The sequence below is a fragment of the Vibrio breoganii genome (assembly GCF_001677275.1).
Lineage (GTDB): Bacteria > Pseudomonadota > Gammaproteobacteria > Enterobacterales > Vibrionaceae > Vibrio > Vibrio breoganii.
Genome location: NZ_CP016177.1, coordinates 441,073 through 460,911, shown reverse-complemented (window position 1 = coordinate 460,911; position 19,839 = coordinate 441,073). Strand labels below are relative to the sequence as shown.

Annotated in this window: 11 protein-coding genes; 8 read left to right on the top strand and 3 right to left on the bottom strand. The window is 47.5% G+C overall.

Features of this window, described 5'->3' with window-relative positions:
- Nucleotides 1-49: 49 nt before the first annotated feature.
- Together arcB and mnmL are read right to left on the bottom strand one after the other, a co-directional pair.
- Nucleotides 50-2,419 (bottom strand): aerobic respiration two-component sensor histidine kinase ArcB, encoded by a 2,370-nt coding sequence (gene arcB, locus A6E01_RS02200; protein ID WP_065209467.1) that lies wholly within the window; start codon nt 2,417-2,419, stop codon nt 50-52.
- An 86-nt stretch (nt 2,420-2,505) separates the two neighbouring features.
- A complete protein-coding gene (gene mnmL, locus A6E01_RS02195; protein ID WP_065209466.1) occupies nt 2,506-3,444 on the bottom strand; it encodes a tRNA modification radical SAM protein MnmL/YtqA in 939 nt (312 codons plus the stop codon).
- A gap of 522 nt (nt 3,445-3,966) precedes the next feature.
- Between mnmL and gltB (A6E01_RS02190) the strand changes: the two genes are divergently transcribed.
- From gltB (A6E01_RS02190) to A6E01_RS02155, 8 genes are all read left to right on the top strand, one after another.
- Nucleotides 3,967-8,508, top strand: coding sequence for a glutamate synthase large subunit (gltB, locus tag A6E01_RS02190; protein WP_065209465.1), 4,542 nt, complete (start codon nt 3,967-3,969; stop codon nt 8,506-8,508).
- A gap of 2 nt (nt 8,509-8,510) precedes the next feature.
- The gene (locus tag A6E01_RS02185; RefSeq protein ID WP_065209464.1) at nt 8,511-9,980 is read left to right on the top strand and encodes a glutamate synthase subunit beta; all 1,470 of its coding nucleotides are present in this window, start codon (nt 8,511-8,513) and stop codon (nt 9,978-9,980) included.
- Nucleotides 9,981-10,250: 270 nt separating this feature from the next.
- Nucleotides 10,251-14,714, top strand: a complete 4,464-nt coding sequence (gltB, locus tag A6E01_RS02180) for a glutamate synthase large subunit (RefSeq protein WP_017026863.1) — start codon at nt 10,251-10,253, stop codon at nt 14,712-14,714.
- Between the two features lie 26 nt (nt 14,715-14,740).
- A complete protein-coding gene (locus tag A6E01_RS02175; protein ID WP_065209463.1) occupies nt 14,741-16,153 on the top strand; it encodes an FAD-dependent oxidoreductase in 1,413 nt (470 codons plus the stop codon).
- A 35-nt stretch (nt 16,154-16,188) separates the two neighbouring features.
- A complete protein-coding gene (locus A6E01_RS02170; RefSeq protein WP_065209462.1) occupies nt 16,189-16,614 on the top strand; it encodes a DUF1499 domain-containing protein in 426 nt (141 codons plus the stop codon).
- A gap of 138 nt (nt 16,615-16,752) precedes the next feature.
- Entirely contained in the window at nt 16,753-17,454 is a 702-nt protein-coding gene (mtnN, locus tag A6E01_RS02165) for a 5'-methylthioadenosine/S-adenosylhomocysteine nucleosidase (RefSeq protein ID WP_065209461.1), read from the top strand.
- Nucleotides 17,454-18,068, top strand: a complete 615-nt coding sequence (locus A6E01_RS02160) for a trimeric intracellular cation channel family protein (RefSeq protein ID WP_017026859.1) — start codon at nt 17,454-17,456, stop codon at nt 18,066-18,068. Before mtnN ends, A6E01_RS02160 begins: the two co-directional genes overlap by 1 nt.
- A gap of 151 nt (nt 18,069-18,219) precedes the next feature.
- Nucleotides 18,220-19,086: a LysR family transcriptional regulator gene (locus A6E01_RS02155; protein ID WP_026012855.1), complete on the top strand. Its 867-nt coding sequence runs from the start codon at nt 18,220-18,222 to the stop codon at nt 19,084-19,086.
- Here the strand turns inward: A6E01_RS02155 and A6E01_RS02150 are convergent.
- A complete protein-coding gene (locus A6E01_RS02150) occupies nt 19,001-19,795 on the bottom strand; it encodes a TSUP family transporter (RefSeq protein ID WP_017026856.1) in 795 nt (264 codons plus the stop codon). The genes A6E01_RS02155 and A6E01_RS02150 overlap by 86 nt on opposite strands.
- Nucleotides 19,796-19,839 lie beyond the last annotated feature (44 nt).

Genomic DNA, 19,839 nt, shown 5'->3' with positions numbered 1-19,839 from the left:
GCTGACTCCTGTACGTAAACCATTATGAATGTATTTGATTATAAACCTATTATTTATCAAACTCTTGCTCAATCCAATCTTTAAGAACATCTATATCCGATAGATAACTTGTTTTTATCTCATCGATCCAATCATTGATGTTCTCCCACCATGCAGGCAATTCTGGTGACTGAGCTTGTTGAGCGACCATTTGAATACGCTTGAGTCCAACCGATCCTGCTGCACCTTTAATTTTATGCGCTTCAGAGACAATGGCCTCTTGATCCCTTGCCACCAAGTTGGAATCTAAGATAGCGACATATTCCGGCATCATCTCTTTGAACAGCTGTACGCTATCCAATACCGGCTTTTTACCGACAATCTCGATATAAGAGGTGAGCATCTCTTTATCAACCAGCTCATCTGTTACCACTTTATCTACAGTAGAGTCTTCGAGTACAGACTTGGTGGCGTGGGTTTTTTCATCGACGCTTTGATCATCTAAATAGCAAAGCTTCTTCAATATTTTTCGCAGCGCTTTTGCTGACAACGGCTTGCTAATAGCATCCTGCATACCCGCTTCACGATAAGCAGTTTTATCCTTCACAAGGTTAGCTGTTAGCGCAACGATAGGAGGCAGGTTTGTATAGCGACTTTGTAGCTCTTTAGCGATATCAAACCCTGTCATATCCGGCAATTGTATATCCAGCAGCACGATGTCGTATTTGGTGGGTTCAAACTTACTCAAGGCTTCTTTGCCTGTCATTGCCACATCAACCGAATGGCCAAAGCTATTGATCAACGAGCGCGCCACAGTGATATTGAGTTCAATGTCCTCAATCATAAAGATAGAAAGGGGACGTTGCAGAGGCTCAGGGTTTTCAACAACCTCGGTGATGCCTTTACCGCGAGGCACAGTTATCTCAACAGTAAAGGTACTGCCATGCCCCAATTCACTATTTGCGTAGATATCACCACCCATTTTTCGAATCAAGGATTGAGAAACAGCTAGGCCAATGCCAGTGCCCACCGCGTGCAAATTCCCTTCTTCTGACTTCACTTGATAATACATGGCAAAGATCTTCTCAAGTTCTGACTCAGGGATCCCGACACCGGTATCTTCTATTTCAAAGCGGATGGCTATTTGGTTATCTTCTGTAGCATCAGCACTCACATTGACGAAGACCCCACCCTCAGCGGTAAACTTCATCGCGTTGCTTATTAGGTTCCACAACACTTGGCGCAGCCGTGTAGCATCAACAACAACGCTATCGGGCATATCCGTCAGTCTTTCTAACTCAAACCTTAAGCTTTTTTGTTCTGCCATAAGGCGCGATAAGCTATCCAGTTCAGTAACAAAATCATTAAAATTCAGCTCTGATGGCACAAGCTCCAGTTTATTGCGGTCGAACTTATCGATATCGATGATATCGTTAAAGATATGCCCCAGTGTAATCGCACTGACATTGATGGTTTGCATATACTGGCGCTGTTCTTTATCGAGACTGGTACCCAACAGCATTCTACTAAGACCGACAATGCCGTTCAGTGGCGTTCTTAACTCATGACTAATGGTAGAGATAAAGGTAGTTTTATCTCGGCTCGCCTTCTCTAGGGATTTCTCATTGAGTTTGCGCTCAGTGATATCACGACCAAAGCCCACCAAGCCAAGGTGCTGGCCATCTTTATTGAAGAATGGCACCTTACGCAGTTCAAAGTAGGCCTTTCTCCCATCAGGGTACTCGAGCCATTGCTCGTAAATGAGTTCTTCTTTGTTTTCAAACACAATCAGATCGGTTTCTACGATCTGTTGCGCGATCTCTTTTTTATAGACCTGCCATGGCGTTAGGCCGACAAGCTCTTTTTCCGTTTTGCCTGTCAGTTTTTCTACCGCTTGGTTACACCCCGAAAAGACGCCATCGGCGGTGCGGTAATAAAATAAATCCGGACAGGCATCGATAAATGAGCGAAGTAGCGCCGTTCTTTCAGAAAGGGCTATCTGCGTCACTTCTCGCTGGATCACCTCATGTTCAAGATCCAACATCGCTTGCTCTCGGGAGTCCTCAGCGGATAAGCGCTCCTTCATCTCAAGATTCAATTTATCTAGGTTCTGGGTAAGCTGATTATTCAGTTCGAGGTCTCGCTCTCGCATATCGCTGAGTTTAGATACCAGTTTTGAGAGGCGACGGCGAGACTCTTCAAGCTGCTCAACCACTATCGAAATAAAGTACACCGCCCAAGGCGTCATGATCAGACCAAAAGCGAGGGAGCGAAGCATGTGCTTATACTCAAACTCTTCTGCTAAGACCCAACTAATGCCTAGCTGTACAAAGATCGCCAAAGTGATCAATGCAACGGCAATGAGAAAAGAGAATCGATAGATCCCGAGTTTTACCAGAAGGTCGACGTAGTATTGTGAGTAGGTTTTCAGTTGTTTCATCAAGCAGTCCAATTGCTGTAACTGCTTGTAGTCTATCTTGCCTAACCGTAAAAGTAAGTAAGGCAAGAGAGTAATTTAGAGGTAAGTTAACTCAATACCGGCTTAGTGTAGATGAAGGGTTGGTCAATAAGAGAGCCCTGCGCACCATCGCGATCCAAGGCTCGCCCTATTTCGGTCATCGCTAACCAGCGGTTTTCGCACCATAATGGGGATAACAAAGTAGGTCTGCGCGCAGCCGAAGAGACACGATGATAAACCACCTCTGGAGGTGTCATTCGAATCAATTCCGACGCAATATCAACGTAAACTTCTAGCTCTGGAGCTTCAAGTTTTCCCGCCTTCCATGCCTTGGCCATGGTACTGCCTTCCACAATATGTAAGCCGTGCAGCTTGATACCATCAGTGCCGACTTCGAGCACTTTTTGTAGGGTTTCAATGTTGTCTTGCTTGGTCTCTTTAGGCAGGCCCACAATCAAGTGCGTACATACCTTAATACCATTTTCACGGGCTTTCTTGGTGATCTCTGCATAGCATTCGAAGTCATGACCACGATTAATACGCTTTAGCGTACCGTTGTTTGCAGTTTGCAGACCCAACTCCAGCCAGATTTCATAACCTTTTTGCTTGTACTCCACCAGCAGGTCCATCACCGCATCAGGAACACAGTCTGGGCGTGTTCCAACACAAAGCCCCACGATATCGGCAGACTCTAGGGCTTCTTCATACATGTTTCTAAGGACCTGAACCTCAGCAAAGGTATTGGTATACGCCTGAAAGTACGCAAAGTACTTCTTAGCGCGCTTAATTTCTTTGGAGCGATCGCTCAGTTGAACTTGGATTGCTTGTGCTTGTGTCGCTTCATCGACAAATGAGGAGACATTACAGAACGTGCAGCCACCACGGCCAATCGTGCCATCGCGATTGGGACAGCTAAAACCACCATGAAGAGTCAGTTTATGCACCTTTTCGCCGTAACGACGTTGAAGGTCCTGACCTAAGGTATTGACGAGTTCATGTAACTGCATTGGAGTATTAACCTGTAAAAGCGATTTATGGCCGACATCCTGTCATGAAACTAAATTACATCCCTGCAAGCAAAGGTCGCGTATTTTAGCATTTTCACTTTTTTATTTCGATGGGTATTTTTTGCACTAACTATTCACGCAAAGGGTTGCATGTGAATATAAACGCAGATTTGTTAACTAAATGTAACCAGTAACTGTTCATAAAAAATCCATTTTGGTGCAACTTTAGTTGGAATTAAGCTAGACAAAATTGTAGGATAGTTACAACTATCGCCTAAAATCGGCTCATTTAAAGCCTTCGATTTAGATGAATAGTCGGTCATATTCCACACCTACCTTTATAAGATTCTATTAATCAGAAGCTAAATATTGGAAATGACCAAGGAATGTTTTTCTCGCAAACTTTTCAGCGAGAGACGGAATGGAAGCAGGCTAATGCACACAATTAGCCCTTAAGAAGACAATTATAAGGAATGGCACGGGAGTACTCCCACTGCCGTATTAGATTGGAAGGATTTACCTATGTTGGATAGAGAGCAATCAGCCCAGGGTTTATATACTCCTGAATTGGAGCATGACGCTTGTGGCATCGGTTTTGTTGCTCACCTCAAAAACCGAAAATCTCATCGAGTCGTAACTCAAGCATTGGATATGCTAGCCCGTATGGAACACCGTGGTGGCCAAGGCTGTGATCCATGTTCAGGTGATGGTGCAGGTATCCTGCTTCAGAAGCCACATGAGTTTCTACTAGAAGAGACCGTTAAACTGGGCATTCGCCTGCCGTCTTTCGAGAAATACGGTGTGGGTGTCGTACTTTTCCCTCGTGATGAGTACAAACGTGCACAGTGTCGTGACATTCTAGAGCGCAACGCACAACGACTAGACCTTGAAGTTCTAGGCTATCGCGTTCTACCTACTGATAACTCTATGCTGGGTGCCGACCCATTAAGCACTGAGCCTCAATTCGAACACGTATTCATTACAGGTGGCCCAAGCACAACACCTGAAGAGCTTGAAAGAAAGCTGTACGTTCTGCGTAACTATACTGTTCGAGTATGTCTGGAAAGTGTTTCTAACATTGGCGATGACTTCTACATCAACTCACTGTCTTATAAGACATTGGTTTATAAAGGTCAGCTAACCACAGAGCAAGTACCTCAGTACTTCCTTGACCTACAAAACCCAACCATGGTGACAGCACTTGCCTTGGTACACTCACGCTTCTCAACCAATACCTTCCCAAGATGGCGTCTGGCTCAGCCTTTCCGCTATATTGCGCACAATGGTGAGATCAACACAGTTCGCGGTAACCTGAACTGGATGAAGGCGCGTGAAGCGATTCTTGAATCGGATCTATTCAGCCAAGCTGAAATCGACATGCTTCTACCTATCTGTCAAGAAGGTAGCTCAGATTCATCCAACTTCGATATGGCTCTAGAGCTTCTAGTGCTATCCGGCCGTACTCTTCCACATGCTCTGATGATGCTAATCCCAGAAGCATGGCAAGAGAACAAGAACATGGACCCTAAGCGTCGTGCTTTCTATCAGTATCACGCAAACATCATGGAACCATGGGACGGCCCTGCATCAGTATGTTTTACTGATGGTGTTCAAGTAGGTGCAACACTAGACCGTAACGGTCTGCGCCCTTCTCGCTACACAGTGACTAAAGATGACTTCCTAGTAATGGCATCAGAGTCTGGCGTAGTAGAAATTGAACCAGAAAACGTTGAATTCCGTGGTCGCCTGCAACCTGGTCGTATCTTCGTTGCCGATCTAGAACAAGGTCGCATCATCTCTGATGAAGAAGTGAAAGATTCAATCTCAAACGCTCAGCCGTATGAGAAGTGGGTTGAAGAAAACCTATTGAGCCTGAAAAAACTGCCAGATGCAGAAAACGAATTCAATCAACCTTCTCCTGATCGCCTACTGCACAAGCAGCAAGCATTCGGTGTTAGCTCTGAAGAAGTCAACGAAATCATTGTACCAATGGCAAAAGAAGGCAAAGAGCCTCTTTCTGCTATGGGTGCTGACTGGCCGCTAGCCGTGCTATCGCATCAGTCACAACATCTCTCTAACTACTTTAAGCAGTTGTTCGCTCAGGTAACCAACCCGCCAATCGATCCAATTCGTGAGCGCATGGTTATGTCTTTGAATACTTACCTTGGTGAGGATCATAACCTACTGACTGAAACGCCTGAACACTGTCAAAAAGTAGAGCTTGAGTCTCCGGTTCTATCGAACTCTGAACTTGAGAAACTGCGTGCTATCGATAACGAGCACCTGCAAGCTAAAACTCTGGATATCGTATTCCAAGCAGGCGAAGACAAAGGCAAGCTAGAGCGCGCCCTAAAACGTATCTGCCAATACGCTGAAGATGCGGTAGTCGATGGCTACTCAATCATCCTTCTGACTGACCGTGCCGTGAACTCGAACCATGCCGCAATTCCTGCGATGCTGGCAGTGGGCGCAGTACACCACCATCTAATTCGTAAAGGTCTACGTGCTAAGTGTGACATTGTGGTTGAGACGGGCGACGCTCGCGAAACGCACCACTTTGCAACGCTGATCGGTTACGGTGCTAACGCAATTAACCCTTACCTAGTTATTGAAACTATGGTTGATCTGCAACGCACGAAGAAGCTCGACCCAGAAGCGCACATTAAAGACCTATTCGAGAACTACCGTAAGGGCGTCAATGGCGGTCTACTGAAGATCTTCTCTAAAATGGGTATCTCAACACTGCAGTCTTACCACGGCGCTCAAATCTTTGAAGCACTCGGTATCAGCAAATCTGTTGTTGATAAGTACTTCACGGGTACGGTTTCTCGTATTCAGGGTCTAACTATTGATGACATCGCTAAAGAAGTGATGGTTCGTCACCGTATCGGCTACCCGACGCGTGAGATCCCAGTACAGTTACTTGATGTCGGAGGTGTTTATCAGTGGAAACAGCGTGGTGAAAAACACCTGTTTAACCCTGAAACCATCTCATTGCTACAGCAGTCAACTCGCGACAAAGACTTTGCACAGTTTAAGCAATACACCCAAGCGGTTGATAGCCAAGGTGATAACGCTGCCACTTTGCGTAGCCAGTTGGACTTTGTTAAGAACCCAGCAGGTTCTATCCCAATTGAAGAAGTAGAACCAATCGAAAGCATCCTGAAGCGCTTTGCGACAGGTGCTATGTCATTTGGCTCTATCTCTTACGAGGCGCACTCTACCCTTGCTGTTGCTATGAACCGCATCGGTGCAAAATCAAACTCAGGTGAAGGTGGCGAAGACCCATCTCGTTTTGAGCGCAAAGAGAACGGTGATTGGGAACGCTCTGCTATCAAGCAGGTGGCGTCAGGCCGCTTCGGTGTAACCTCTTACTACCTGACCAACTCTGACGAAGTTCAGATCAAGATGGCGCAGGGTGCTAAGCCAGGCGAAGGTGGTCAGCTACCGGGCGATAAAGTCGATGACTGGATCGGTGCAACGCGTCACTCCACTCCAGGAGTTGGCTTAATTTCACCACCGCCACACCACGATATCTACTCAATCGAAGATTTGGCGCAGCTGATCTACGATTTGAAGAACGCAAACCGTGCTGGCCGCGTTAACGTGAAGCTAGTATCAGAAGCGGGTGTAGGTACGATCGCATCAGGTGTAGCGAAAGCGAAAGCCGACGTGGTTCTTATTGCTGGCTTTGATGGCGGCACAGGTGCATCGCCAATGTCGTCTATCCGTCACACTGGTTTGCCGTGGGAGCTAGGTCTAGCTGAAACTCACCAAACACTACTGAAGAACGGTCTACGTAACCGTATCGTTGTTCAGTCTGATGGCCAAATGAAGACTCCTCGTGACCTTGCAGTGGCAACACTACTTGGCGCTGAAGAGTGGGGTGTAGCAACCGCAGCATTAGTAGTTGAAGGCTGTATCATGATGCGTAAGTGTCATAAAAACACCTGTCCTGTTGGCATCGCAACTCAAAACAAAACTCTGCGTGAGCGCTTTGATGGCCGCGTAGAAGACGTTGTGACCTTCTTCCAATACATGGCTGAAGGCATGCGTGAAATCATGGCTGAGCTTGGCTTCCGCACTATCGAAGAGATGGTTGGTCAGTCTCACAAACTAAAAGTTCGTGAAGATATCGCACACTGGAAATACAAGAACCTAGATTTGACGCCAGTTCTACACGTAGAACCAGCGCGTGCAGAAGACGGCGTATTTAACCAGATTGAGCAAAACCATAATCTTGAAGATGTATTGGACCGCAAACTTATCCAAACGGCGATTCCTGCTCTAGAGAATGGTGCTGCTGTTGAGGCTGAATTCCCAATCATCAACACCGACCGAAGCGTAGGCACCATGTTGTCTAACGAAATCTCGAAGGTGTACAAAGACCAAGGCCTACCTGAACCAATGAAAGTTAAGTTCAACGGTAGTGCAGGCCAGTCATTCGGTGCGTTCCTTGCTAAGGGCGTGAAGTTTGAGGTTGAGGGCGATGCGAACGATTACTGGGGTAAAGGCCTATCTGGCGGTACGCTAGTACTCTATCCAGATGCTAACTCAAGCATCATTCCTGAAGACAACATTGTTGTGGGCAACGTTTGTTTCTACGGTGCAACTTCAGGTGAGTCTTACATCCGTGGTCTAGCTGGCGAGCGCTTCTGTGTTCGTAACTCGGGCGCGAAAGTGGTTGTTGAAGGTATCGGCGACCATGGTTGTGAATACATGACAGGTGGTGTAGCTGTAATCCTTGGCTCAACAGGTCGTAACTTTGCTGCTGGTATGAGTGGCGGTGTGGCGTACGTTTGGGATAAAGGTGGCGATTTTGAAAGCAAGCTTAACGCTGAGCTTGTAGACCTAGACCCTATCGAAGCAGAAGACAAAGCTCTGCTACTCGATATGCTAACTAAACATGTTCAATTCACAGGAAGTGAGGTTGCTCAGTCTTTCCTAGACAACTTTGAAGTGAGCTTGCAGTCAATGGTGAAAGTAATGCCACGTGACTACAAAGCGGTTCTTCAGAAGCGTAAGGCAGTCGCTGAGCAACAAACAGAAGCGGAGGCAGTTTAATCATGGGTAAGCCTACTGGATTTATGGAGCACGGTCGTGAGCTTCCACAAAAACGCGACCCATCTGTTCGTATCGAGGACAACAAAGAGTTTGTACTCAACGAAGAGTTCGGCAAAAAGATCAATACTCAGGCATCACGTTGTATGGACTGTGGCGTACCTTTCTGCCACAGTGGTTGTCCAATCGGCAACATCATCCCTGAGTTCAACGATGCGGTTTACCGTGACAGCTGGGAAGAAGCTTGGAACATTCTAAGCTCTACTAACAACTTCCCTGAGTTTACGGGCCGTGTCTGTCCGTCTCCGTGTGAAACAGCCTGTGTATTAGGGATCAACCAAGACCCTATTACTATCTGTAACATAGAGAAGACGATTGTTGAGCGTGCCTACAAAGAAGGCTATGCCAAGCCTAAGAAGCCTCGTGCTCGCACAGGCAAGAGCATTGCAATCATTGGTAGTGGTCCTGCAGGTCTATCCGCGGCTGAGCAACTAAACAGTGCTGGTCACTGCGTAACGGTATTTGAACGTGACGAGAAAGTGGGTGGTCTACTGCGTTTTGGTATCCCTGACTTTAAACTAGGCATGGACATCATCGACCGTAAGATTGACCTTATGGCTGAAGCTGGTGTGAAGTTCGAAGTGAACGCTCACATTGGTGTTGATATCAACGCTCAGCAATTGCGCCAAGACTTTGACGTTGTGTTGCTGACCGGTGGTTCGACTGTACCGCGTGATCTTCCGATCCCAGGTCGCGAACTATCAGGCGTTCATTTCGCTATGGAGTTCTTAGGTCAAAACAACCGTCGCGCTAACGATATGGACCTAAAGGGTGAAGAAATTCACGCGGCAGGCAAACATGTTGTGGTTATCGGTGGTGGTGATACGGGTTCTGACTGTGTAGGTACCTCTAACCGCCATAAAGCGGCGAGCATAACTCAGGTTGAGATCATGCCGATCCCACCAGAGAAACGCCCTGCTAACATGCCATGGCCGCAATACCCAATGATCATGAAAACAACCACTTCTCACGAAGAAGGCTGTGAGCGTCATTGGAACATCCTAACCAAAGAATTTATCAGTAACGATAAGGGTGAGGTAACAGGTCTACGTATTGCTGATATCGTTTGGCAAGATGCAGCTCCTGGTGAGCGTCCATCATTTAAAGAAGTGGCAGGCAGTGAGCGTGTGATCCCTTGTGATTTGGCGTTCCTAGCAATGGGCTTCTTGCATCCAGAGCCAACGGGCGTTTTAGCTCAGTTGGACATTAAACTGGATGACCGAGGCAATGTCGCAAGCGAAGGCTTTGCAACAAACCAAAAAGGGGTATTTGCTGCCGGTGATATGCGCACAGGACAGTCTTTAGTTGTTCGCTGTATCAACGAAGGCCGCGAGAGCGCAATCGCAATCGACAAATACCTAATGCAAAACTCTAACCTTGAAGCTAAAGCTGATTCTTTAATGCTTGCTGAATAGTTAGACAGTTAAAAATTTCAATCTTTGGCCAGCCGTAACAACGCTGGCCTTTTTTATATCTCGCGTAAACTGCCTCACATCACCCTACTTCTGCATCGTTCACTCCTTGACCTTTTTCCGTTTTGGATTTAATTTGTCAAACCCATGCAAAAAAAATGTATCCATAATGTGACATATTTAACCAACTAGAATGAACAGTTATTGAGTCGATTGGTATAGATATTCAATGGAGATGTCATTGCTAAGGCAATGAGCAAAAGGAGTAATGCGATGGCTTTGTATGATCCGAGCTTAGAAAGAGACAACTGTGGATTTGGATTAATCGCCCATATGGAAGGCGAGGCAAGTCATAAATTAGTACGCACAGCCATATCAGCACTGGATAGAATGACCCACCGTGGTGGTATTGCCGCCGATGGTAAAACAGGTGATGGTTGTGGACTGTTGCTGCAAAAACCCGATTCTTACTTCCGTATGATTGCCCAAGAGCAACAATGGAACCTAGGTAAGCAATATGCCGTAGGCATGTTTTTCTTAAGCCGCGATCCTGTTATCAGTCAGCAATGCAAAGCGGCCATCAATAAAGAACTAGGACAAGAGACACTATCAGTCGAAGGCTGGCGAACCGTACCAACCAATAGCGATGTGTTGGGTCCTATTGCATTAGAATCCCTACCCTCTATTGAGCAAGTGTTTGTTTCTGCACCTGCGGGCTGGAGCGAGAAAGACATTGAGCGCCGTCTATATATAGCGCGACGCCGAATTGAGAAAGCACTCTCTGAGCAACAAGACTTCTATATCTGTAGCCTTTCAACCAAGGTGATCGTGTATAAAGGGCTGTGCATGCCCGCGGATCTACCGCGCTTCTACCTTGATCTCGCGGATCTTCGCCTTGAGTCTGCGATCTGTTTATTCCACCAGCGTTTCTCGACCAATACTCAGCCTCGCTGGCCACTGGCACAGCCGTTTCGCTACCTTGCTCACAATGGCGAGATCAACACCATTCAAGGAAACAGGCAGTGGGCGAAAGCTCGAGCCTACAAGTTCTCTTCACCATTGCTGCCCGATCTGCAAACCGCCGCTCCATTTGTCAATGAAACAGGATCTGATTCATCAAGCCTAGATAATATGCTTGATCTCTTCCTCGCTGGCGGCATGGATATCTTTAGGGCCATGCGTATGCTCGTGCCACCTGCGTGGCAAAACCACCCAGATATGGATCCTGACTTACGTGCTTTCTATGATTTCAACTCTAAGCATATGGAACCTTGGGATGGGCCAGCAGGTATTGTGTTGTCGAATGGACGCTACGCAGCCTGTAACTTAGACCGAAATGGCCTGCGCCCTGCGCGATACGTCATCACTAAAGACAAGCTGATCACCCTTGCATCAGAGGTTGGGATCTGGGATTACGCGCCGGACGAGGTGTCTGAAAAAGGACGAGTTGGTCCTGGCGAACTGCTGGTTGTCGATACCAAAGAAGGCAAGCTGTGGCACTCCGACGAAATCGATAACGACTTAAAGAGTCGTCACCCTTATCGCGAATGGATGGAGAACAACGTTCATAAGCTCACCCCTTTCTCTGACTTGAGCGGTGATGAAATCGGACAGCGTAGCCTGAGCAATGACGAGCTTAAGACCTACCAAAAGCAATTCGCCTTCAGCCGAGAAGAGCGAGAGCAAGTTCTTAAGGTTCTCGGTGACATGGGCCAAGAGGCGGTTGGTTCTATGGGGGATGATACGCCGATGGCGGTGCTCTCTTCACGCGAGCGCCTAGTGACCGATTATTTTAGACAGAAGTTTGCTCAGGTCACCAACCCTCCTATAGACCCACTACGTGAAAAACACGTCATGTCTCTTGCCACAAGTGTCGGTAAAGAGATGAATGTCTTTAACGAGACCGATGGGCACGCGTATCGAGTGACCTTTGATTCCCCTGTGTTGCTCTACTCTGACATGCAACAACTGCTGGAGCTGAATCAGAAACATTATAAGCATCAGTACTTTAATCTATGCTACTCACCAGATGAGCTTTCTCTAGAGCAAGCCATCAGAGCCCTATGTGATGCCTCAGAGCAAGCGGTGCGTGATGGCGCGGTGCTACTAGTGCTATCCGATAGAAACCTAGAAAAAGGTAAGCTGCCTATACCTGCTGCTATGGCAGTGGGCGCAGTACAAAACCGATTGGTAGAAGCGCAATTGCGCTGTGATACCAATATCATCGTTAAAACCGCCACCGCTCGCGACCCTCACCAGTTTGCGGTTCTATTTGGCTTTGGCGCAACCGCCGTTTATCCATACCTCGCCTACGAAATACTGGCAGAGCAAATCGATAACGGTGGCATCGATAAGCCGTATGCCGAGGTCATGCTTAACTATCGTAAGGGTATAGATAAGGGGCTGTTTAAGATCATGTCGAAGATGGGCATTTCGACCATTGCCTCTTACCGCTGCTCACAACTATTTGAAGCCGTTGGTCTGCATCAAGACATCATTGAGCTGTGCTTTAAAGGTGTCAGTAGCCGTATTCAAGGCGCTCACTTCGATGACTTCCAACAAGACCTGTTTAACCTATCTCGAAAAGCGTGGGCGAAACGTAAAGATATCGAACATGGTGGCCTACTAAAATATGTTCACGGTGGTGAGTATCATACCTACAACCCTGACGTCGTCAGCCAGCTGCAAACGGCAGTAAAAACAGGGGAAAACCAAGATTATCAAACCTACGCCAATCAGGTAAATCAGCGCCCAATCTCGACTTTGCGTGATTTAATGCAGCTCAAGAAAGCCCCGCAACCTTTGGCTAATGAGCAAGTTGAACCCGCTAAAGAGCTGTTCAAGCGCTTCGACTCCGCTGCTATGTCCATCGGTGCTCTTAGCCCTGAAGCTCACCAGGCTCTGGCTCAGGCGATGAATCACCTTGGTGGCTACTCCAACTCAGGAGAAGGGGGGGAAGATCCGAGTCGCTTTGGTACCAACCGCAACTCCCGCATTAAGCAGGTCGCCTCAGGCCGCTTTGGGGTTACTCCTCATTACCTTACCAATGCAGATGTTCTGCAGATCAAGGTAGCGCAAGGAGCAAAACCCGGCGAAGGCGGTCAGTTGCCGGGTCACAAGGTGACGGCAGAAATTGCTAAATTAAGGCACTCAGTGCAAGGGGTAACCTTGATCTCCCCTCCACCTCATCACGACATTTACTCCATTGAGGATCTAGCGCAATTGATCTTTGACCTTAAGCAGGTCAATCCAGATGCCTTAGTATCAGTGAAGTTGGTTTCAGAGCCGGGTGTTGGCACCATTGCCACGGGTGTGGCTAAGGCTTATGCCGACCTTATCACTATCTCAGGATACGACGGCGGCACGGCCGCTAGCCCACTGACATCTGTGAAATATGCCGGCAGTCCATGGGAACTAGGGCTTGCTGAAACTCAACAAGCACTGGTGGCGAATGGGCTTCGTCACAAGATTCGCCTACAAGTGGATGGCGGTTTAAAAACAGGACTAGACGTGATTAAAGGCGCAATCTTAGGCGCTGAGAGCTTTGGCTTTGGCACCGCGCCAATGGTCGCAATGGGCTGTAAATTTTTAAGAATTTGCCACCTTAACAACTGTGCTACTGGCGTAGCTACTCAAGATGAAACCCTGCGTAAGGAATACTTCAAAGGCTTACCGGAAATGGTCATCAACTATTTCACTGGTCTTGCCGAAGAGGTTCGAGGTTATCTGGCCGAATTGGGCGTAGAGAAACTGACAGATTTGATTGGTCGCACCGACTTACTTGAGGTTGTCGAAGGCTTTACCGCTAAACAAAGTAAGCTTGATCTCAGTGATATCCTTGAGACTCCAGTCTCTCCTACGGGTGCACCTGTATTCTGGTCTGAACCGAACAAGCCGTTTGATAAGGCCTTCCTCAACCAAACTATCGTTGAAGAAGCACTGGCAGCGGTTGAAGCTAAAGCGCCGTTGAATCTCTATTATGACGTGAAGAATACCGACCGCTCTATTGGCGCTCGCCTTTCTGGTGAGATTGCCAAGCGATATGGTAATGCAGGTGTCGCAGGGTCCCCTATTTGCTTAAACCTAAACGGCACAGCAGGACAGTCTCTTGGGGTTTGGAACGCTGGAGGCGTAAACATTAAGCTCACTGGCGATGCCAACGACTACGTAGGTAAAGGCATGGCTGGCGGCAAGATTTCCATCCGACCTCACTTAGGTTCAGCCTTTGAAAGTCAGCAAGCGGCCATTATCGGTAACACCTGTTTGTACGGTGCAACGGGTGGCAAACTGTTTGCGGCAGGGAGAGCTGGAGAGCGATTTGCGGTGCGTAACTCTGGCACTATAGCGGTGGTCGAGGGTGCGGGTGACAATGCCTGCGAATATATGACCGGTGGTATTGTCGCTATCTTAGGGGCGACGGGGGTTAACTTTGGCGCAGGTATGACGGGCGGTTTCGCTTACGTATTTGACCATAACCAAGACTTCCAAGGCCGCGTAAACCAAGAGTCTGTAGAGGCTATCTCTCTTGAATCTTTGGTTATTCACCAAGAACACTTGCGTGGCTTAATTGCAGAGCATCTTGAAGAAACAGCGTCTTCTCATGCCGAAGCTATCTTGGCGAATTTTGACCATTGGATACCAAGGTTCTACCTGATCAAACCAAAGGCTGCAGATTTGAACACCTTGCTAGGGCATCAAAGCCGTAGCGCCGCTGAATTAAGGGTTCAAGCTCAGTAATGAGCTCGAAGTAAGGATACTGAGTTATGAGTCAGAATGTTTATCAATTCATCGATGTAAGTCGTGTCGATCCGGCGAAGAAACCATTGAAGATCCGCAAGATAGAGTTTGTGGAGATCTATGAACCCTTTACCAAGCAGCAAGCCAGCGCGCAAGCTGATCGATGCCTAGATTGTGGTAATCCCTATTGTGAGTGGAAATGCCCCGTTCACAATTATATTCCTCAATGGCTAAAACTGGCCAATGAAGGACGCATTATAGAGGCGGCAGAGCTGTCTCATCAAACCAACTCTCTTCCAGAGGTGTGTGGGCGAGTCTGTCCTCAGGACAGATTATGTGAGGGTTCATGTACCCTAAACGATGAGTTTGGCGCAGTCACCATAGGCAACATAGAGAAATACATCAACGATAAAGCCTTTGAAATGGGCTGGAAGCCCGACATGTCCAATGTTGAATGGACAGACAAAACCGTCGCCATCATAGGTGCTGGACCAGCAGGATTAGCAGCAGCAGATATCTTGGTTCGCAATGGGGTTAAGGCTGTCGTTTATGACCGCTACCCTGAAATCGGCGGGCTTCTTACCTTCGGCATCCCCTCTTTTAAGCTGGAAAAAGAGGTGATGCAAAACCGACGCAAGGTATTCACTGAAATGGGCGTTGAGTTTCAGCTCAATACAGAAGTCGGCAAAGACATTTCTATGGATGAACTCATCGAACAACATGACGCCGTCTTTTTAGGTGTTGGCACCTACAAGAATATCCGAGCGGGTTTGGACAATGAGGATGCCAATGGCGTTTATGATGCCCTGCCATTTTTGATCTCCAACACCTATGACGTTATGGGATTTGAGGACAAACACCCACTGGTCAGCATGCAAGATAAGCGAGTGGTTGTACTTGGTGGTGGCGATACGGCGATGGACTGTGTACGCACCTCCATTCGTCAAAATGCCAGCAATGTGATTTGTGCCTACCGCCGCGACGAAAAGAACATGCCCGGCTCACGACGTGAAGTAAAGAATGCGCGTGAAGAAGGCGTTGATTTTCAATTTAACCTGCAGCCGCTGGGAATCGAAGTCGATGACAATGGCAATGTCACAGGCGTCAAAGTAGTAAAAACCACCCTTGGTGAACCCGATGAAGCCGGCCGTCGCCGCCCTGTTGAGGTCGCTGGCAGTGAACACGTGTTAGCAGCGGATGCTGTGATTATGGCCTTTGGCTTTCAACCCCATGCCATGGACTGGTTAACACCTCATGGTGTTGATTTGGACCAATGGGGAAGAATTAAAGCTCCTGCCGATCAAGCGTTTGCGTTTCAAACCTCTAACAAGAAGATCTTCTCTGGTGGCGATGCCGTAAGAGGCTCTGATCTAGTGGTAACCGCTATTGACGAAGGTCGCAAGGCTGCCGATGGCATACTCGACTACCTAGACGTATAGATTCGATGTGTAGACTCAATATATAGAGAGATAAGATGTTCAAGATATTCACATTAGCCTTAGTTGCAACAACGCTACTTGGCTGCAGTAATGGAGAGATAAGCATGCAAGACCGAAGTGCGCAGCCTTGTGGTGACAAACCCAATTGTGTATCAACGCAAGATAGCCGTGAAGAGTTTACACTAGCGCCCTTTACGCTAACGGAAAATGCCAGCTTGGACGACATTGAAAAAGCGGCATTAAGCTTAGGGCGAGCAAAAACCGCAGACAAAGATCAGGACTATTTGCGGATCGAGTACACCAGCCGAGTATTCCGCTTTGTGGATGATCTTGAGCTTCGTATCGACGGCAATACGCTGATTGTTCGCTCGGAATCCCGCACTGGGCACTCGGATTTTGGGGTGAACCGCAAGCGTGCTGACGCACTGCGTGAAGCGCTGAAACAAGCAGGATTAATTTAATACCAATCGAACTAAGTAGCCGCTCATTCTGGCGGGTTAAAATACTCAGTGTGATTGGTATAAATCTCTCCTCCCTAAAACTCCTATGCTACAATCTCGCTCTATCTACATAGCTATATTGATCAGAGCGAGATTTTCATGAAAGTCGGCATTATCGGCGCGATGGAACAAGAAGTTGCCATCCTAAAACAATCTATCAACCAAATGAAAGAAGAGAAAAAAGGTGGCTGCACCTTCTTCTCTGGCGATATCGATGGTGTTGAAGTCGTTCTACTTCAATCGGGCATCGGTAAGGTGGCAGCATCTGTAGGTACAACACTGCTGATCAGCGACTATCAGCCTGACGTCATCATTAATACAGGTTCTGCAGGCGGTTTCGATTCAACTCTAAACCTAGGTGATGTGATCATCTCTACAGAGGTTCGCCATCACGATGCAGATGTCACGGCATTTGGTTACGAAATTGGTCAAATGGCTAGCCAACCAGCGGCATTTAAAGCGGATGAGAAGCTGATCAATCTGGCGCAATCTGCACTAGATAAAATGACGGATAAGCACGCGGTGCATGGCCTAATTTGTACTGGCGACACCTTCGTATGCACAGCTGAAGCCCAACAACGAATTCGTACAAACTTCCCTTCTGTTATTGCTGTAGAGATGGAAGCCTCTGCCATTGCACAGACCTGTCACCAATTTAACGTACCCTTTGTTGTCGTTCGCGCTATTTCTGATGTGGCAGACAAAGAGTCACCAATGAGCTTTGAAGAGTTCTTACCGCTAGCAGCAGAAAGCTCATCTGAGATGGTTCTTAACATGTTGTCATTGGTTAAAGCTGCATAATGAGCCTGCTGTACTTTATCGACCTGTTTGGTACCGCTATCTTTGCGATTTCAGGAGTACTACTAGCAGGTCGATTGAGAATGGACCCTTTTGGGGTGATGGTTCTGGCATCGGTGACCGCCATTGGTGGCGGGACTATCCGAGATATGATGCTTGGTGCAACGCCGGTCTTTTGGATCGGCGATACCAGCTATATCTGGGTGATAATTGTCACCAGCTTAATCACCATGCTGATTGTGCGACGCCCCAAACGCGTGGCTTGGTACCTACTCCCTGTATGTGATGCCATTGGTTTAGCCGCCTTCGTGGGCATTGGCGTTGAAAAAGCGTTGACCTACCAAGACTCTCACTTAATTGCAGTGATGATGGGCGTACTCACGGGATGTGGCGGTGGTATCCTGCGTGATATTCTCGCTCGCGAAATCCCCATGGTACTTCGTAGTGAAGTCTACGCCACAGCCTGTATGGCTGGAGGAAGCATGCACGTAGGCTTATTGATGCTTGGGCTGAGCTCTACCAGCGCCATGTTAGGCGGTATCGCGGTAACCCTATCCATACGCTTAGCCGCAATTCGTTGGCATTTGTCTTTGCCCACCTTTGCCCTTAATCGATAACACCTTGTAGGTTCTAGATTCTAGCTTCTAGATTCTAGCTTCTAGCTTCTAGATTCTAGCTTGTGGCTTCTAGCTTGTAGCTTGTAGCTTGTAGCTTGCAGCTTGCAGCACTACACTATCAGCTATCTATTCCACATTTTCACGACTGAGCATGCTACTCGAAGGTATCGAAACACTGCTGGTATTAAATAAAGAAAAAACCATGAGCCGCACTGGCTCTCAGCTTTATATTAGCCAATCAGCCGTAAGCAAACGCATTGCGAATCTTGAAAAGAAGTTAGACAAAAAGTTAGTTGAACCCGACGGCAGACTCATTCGCTTAACGCCAGCGGCTGAGGCGCTAATTCGCAATGTCGGCCCTACTTTTATTGAGCTGCAAGGCCTAATCAGTGATGAGCAAACCCTATCATCCGATGCCATCATCAAAATGGACTGCTCAGAAACCTTGTTATCAGGTTACCTGTCTACTCAAATAGAGTATTTTCGGGCAGTAGATAGAGCCCTATCTATCACCACCAACCATACCCCAAGAATCGTAGAGAATGTACAGTCAGGAAGAGCGACATTAGGCTTGTGTGCAGGGTACCTCCCCAAACGCCATGGCTTAAAAACCTTCCACCTATTTGATGAGCCTTTCTTTGTGGTCAGTGGTAATCATTTAACTGAGTTGCCCACAGGACTTATCTGCAACGACCTAACCAACCCCGCCAACACTTATCAGTTGGAATTTTTGAGTGCGCTTGGGGTATCCCCATTAATGGAGATGGACTCTTATACTGCGGCGGCTAGACTTGCGCTGGGCGGGCTTGCTCCCGCCCTGATCCCTCAATCAATCATTAAGACACTCAACATTGCCTCGCAACACATATTTGAGTTTAAAGAACTGCAGTCATTAGTGCGTCCTGTTCACCTTTGTGTTCGCGCCAAATCACTTAAAAATGAAAGAGTAAAAACACTGATTGAAACCATTGCTGATGCTGTTCCCAGAGCAGCTTCAGAGCCATCGTCATTGACATAAAAATCACCAATGGGCGAATCCATTTTTGCCCCTTAGATACCACCACCTTAGCGCCAAATCGAGCACCGATAAACCCGCCAACAGCCATGACTAGACCTATTTCCCAAATAGGTAGACCCGCTAAAATGAAGAAGGTCAGCGCGGCAATATTTGAGGTAAAGTTCAATACCTTGGTTCTAGCGGTGGCATCCACTAATGAGAAATGCCCGATAGCCACAAAGCAAACCGTAAAGATTGAGCCTGTGCCAGGTCCGAAGAAACCATCATAAAAGCCAACGCCACCGCCGATCATCAAGGCAAACATCGCCTCAGACATTGTCTGTTTACCGGCCGATGCACGCGTTTGCGGTGCCAGTAAAAAGTACAGGGAAATCAAAATCAGTAACGCAGGGATAAGACTGGTTAGAAGGCTAGCATCAATATACTGTACAGCTTCTGCGCCGATTGCCGCACCAATAAAGGTACACCCAATGGCAAGGCGCATCTCTTTTAGGTTAACCAGACCATTACGAACAAAATAAAAGCTAGCAGAGAAGCTGCCAAATGAGCTCTGGAGCTTATTTGTGGCAAGGGCTTGCGTTGGGGGTACACCTGCCGCCAATAGAGCAGGCAGTGTCAAAAGCCCGCCACCACCTGCCATAGCGTCGATAAACCCCGCTATGCCGGCAACAAAGAATAGAAATGTAAGAACCTCGAAGCTGACTTCCATGTATAGGGACCATCTAATAATGTTAGGGCGCTACAGTATCATTG

Excerpts from the sequence above, each read along its gene's own strand:
- arcB (WP_065209467.1), bottom strand. The coding sequence starts at position 2,419 with ATGAAACAACTGAAAACCTACTCACAATACTACGTCGACCTTCTGGTA.
- mnmL (WP_065209466.1), bottom strand. The coding sequence starts at position 3,444 with ATGCAGTTACATGAACTCGTCAATACCTTAGGTCAGGACCTTCAACGT.
- gltB (WP_065209465.1), top strand. The coding sequence starts at position 3,967 with ATGTTGGATAGAGAGCAATCAGCCCAGGGTTTATATACTCCTGAATTG.
- A6E01_RS02185 (WP_065209464.1), top strand. The coding sequence starts at position 8,511 with ATGGGTAAGCCTACTGGATTTATGGAGCACGGTCGTGAGCTTCCACAA.
- gltB (WP_017026863.1), top strand. The coding sequence starts at position 10,251 with ATGGCTTTGTATGATCCGAGCTTAGAAAGAGACAACTGTGGATTTGGA.
- A6E01_RS02175 (WP_065209463.1), top strand. The coding sequence starts at position 14,741 with ATGAGTCAGAATGTTTATCAATTCATCGATGTAAGTCGTGTCGATCCG.
- A6E01_RS02170 (WP_065209462.1), top strand. The coding sequence starts at position 16,189 with ATGTTCAAGATATTCACATTAGCCTTAGTTGCAACAACGCTACTTGGC.
- mtnN (WP_065209461.1), top strand. The coding sequence starts at position 16,753 with ATGAAAGTCGGCATTATCGGCGCGATGGAACAAGAAGTTGCCATCCTA.
- A6E01_RS02160 (WP_017026859.1), top strand. The coding sequence starts at position 17,454 with ATGAGCCTGCTGTACTTTATCGACCTGTTTGGTACCGCTATCTTTGCG.
- A6E01_RS02155 (WP_026012855.1), top strand. The coding sequence starts at position 18,220 with ATGCTACTCGAAGGTATCGAAACACTGCTGGTATTAAATAAAGAAAAA.
- A6E01_RS02150 (WP_017026856.1), bottom strand. The coding sequence starts at position 19,795 with ATGGAAGTCAGCTTCGAGGTTCTTACATTTCTATTCTTTGTTGCCGGC.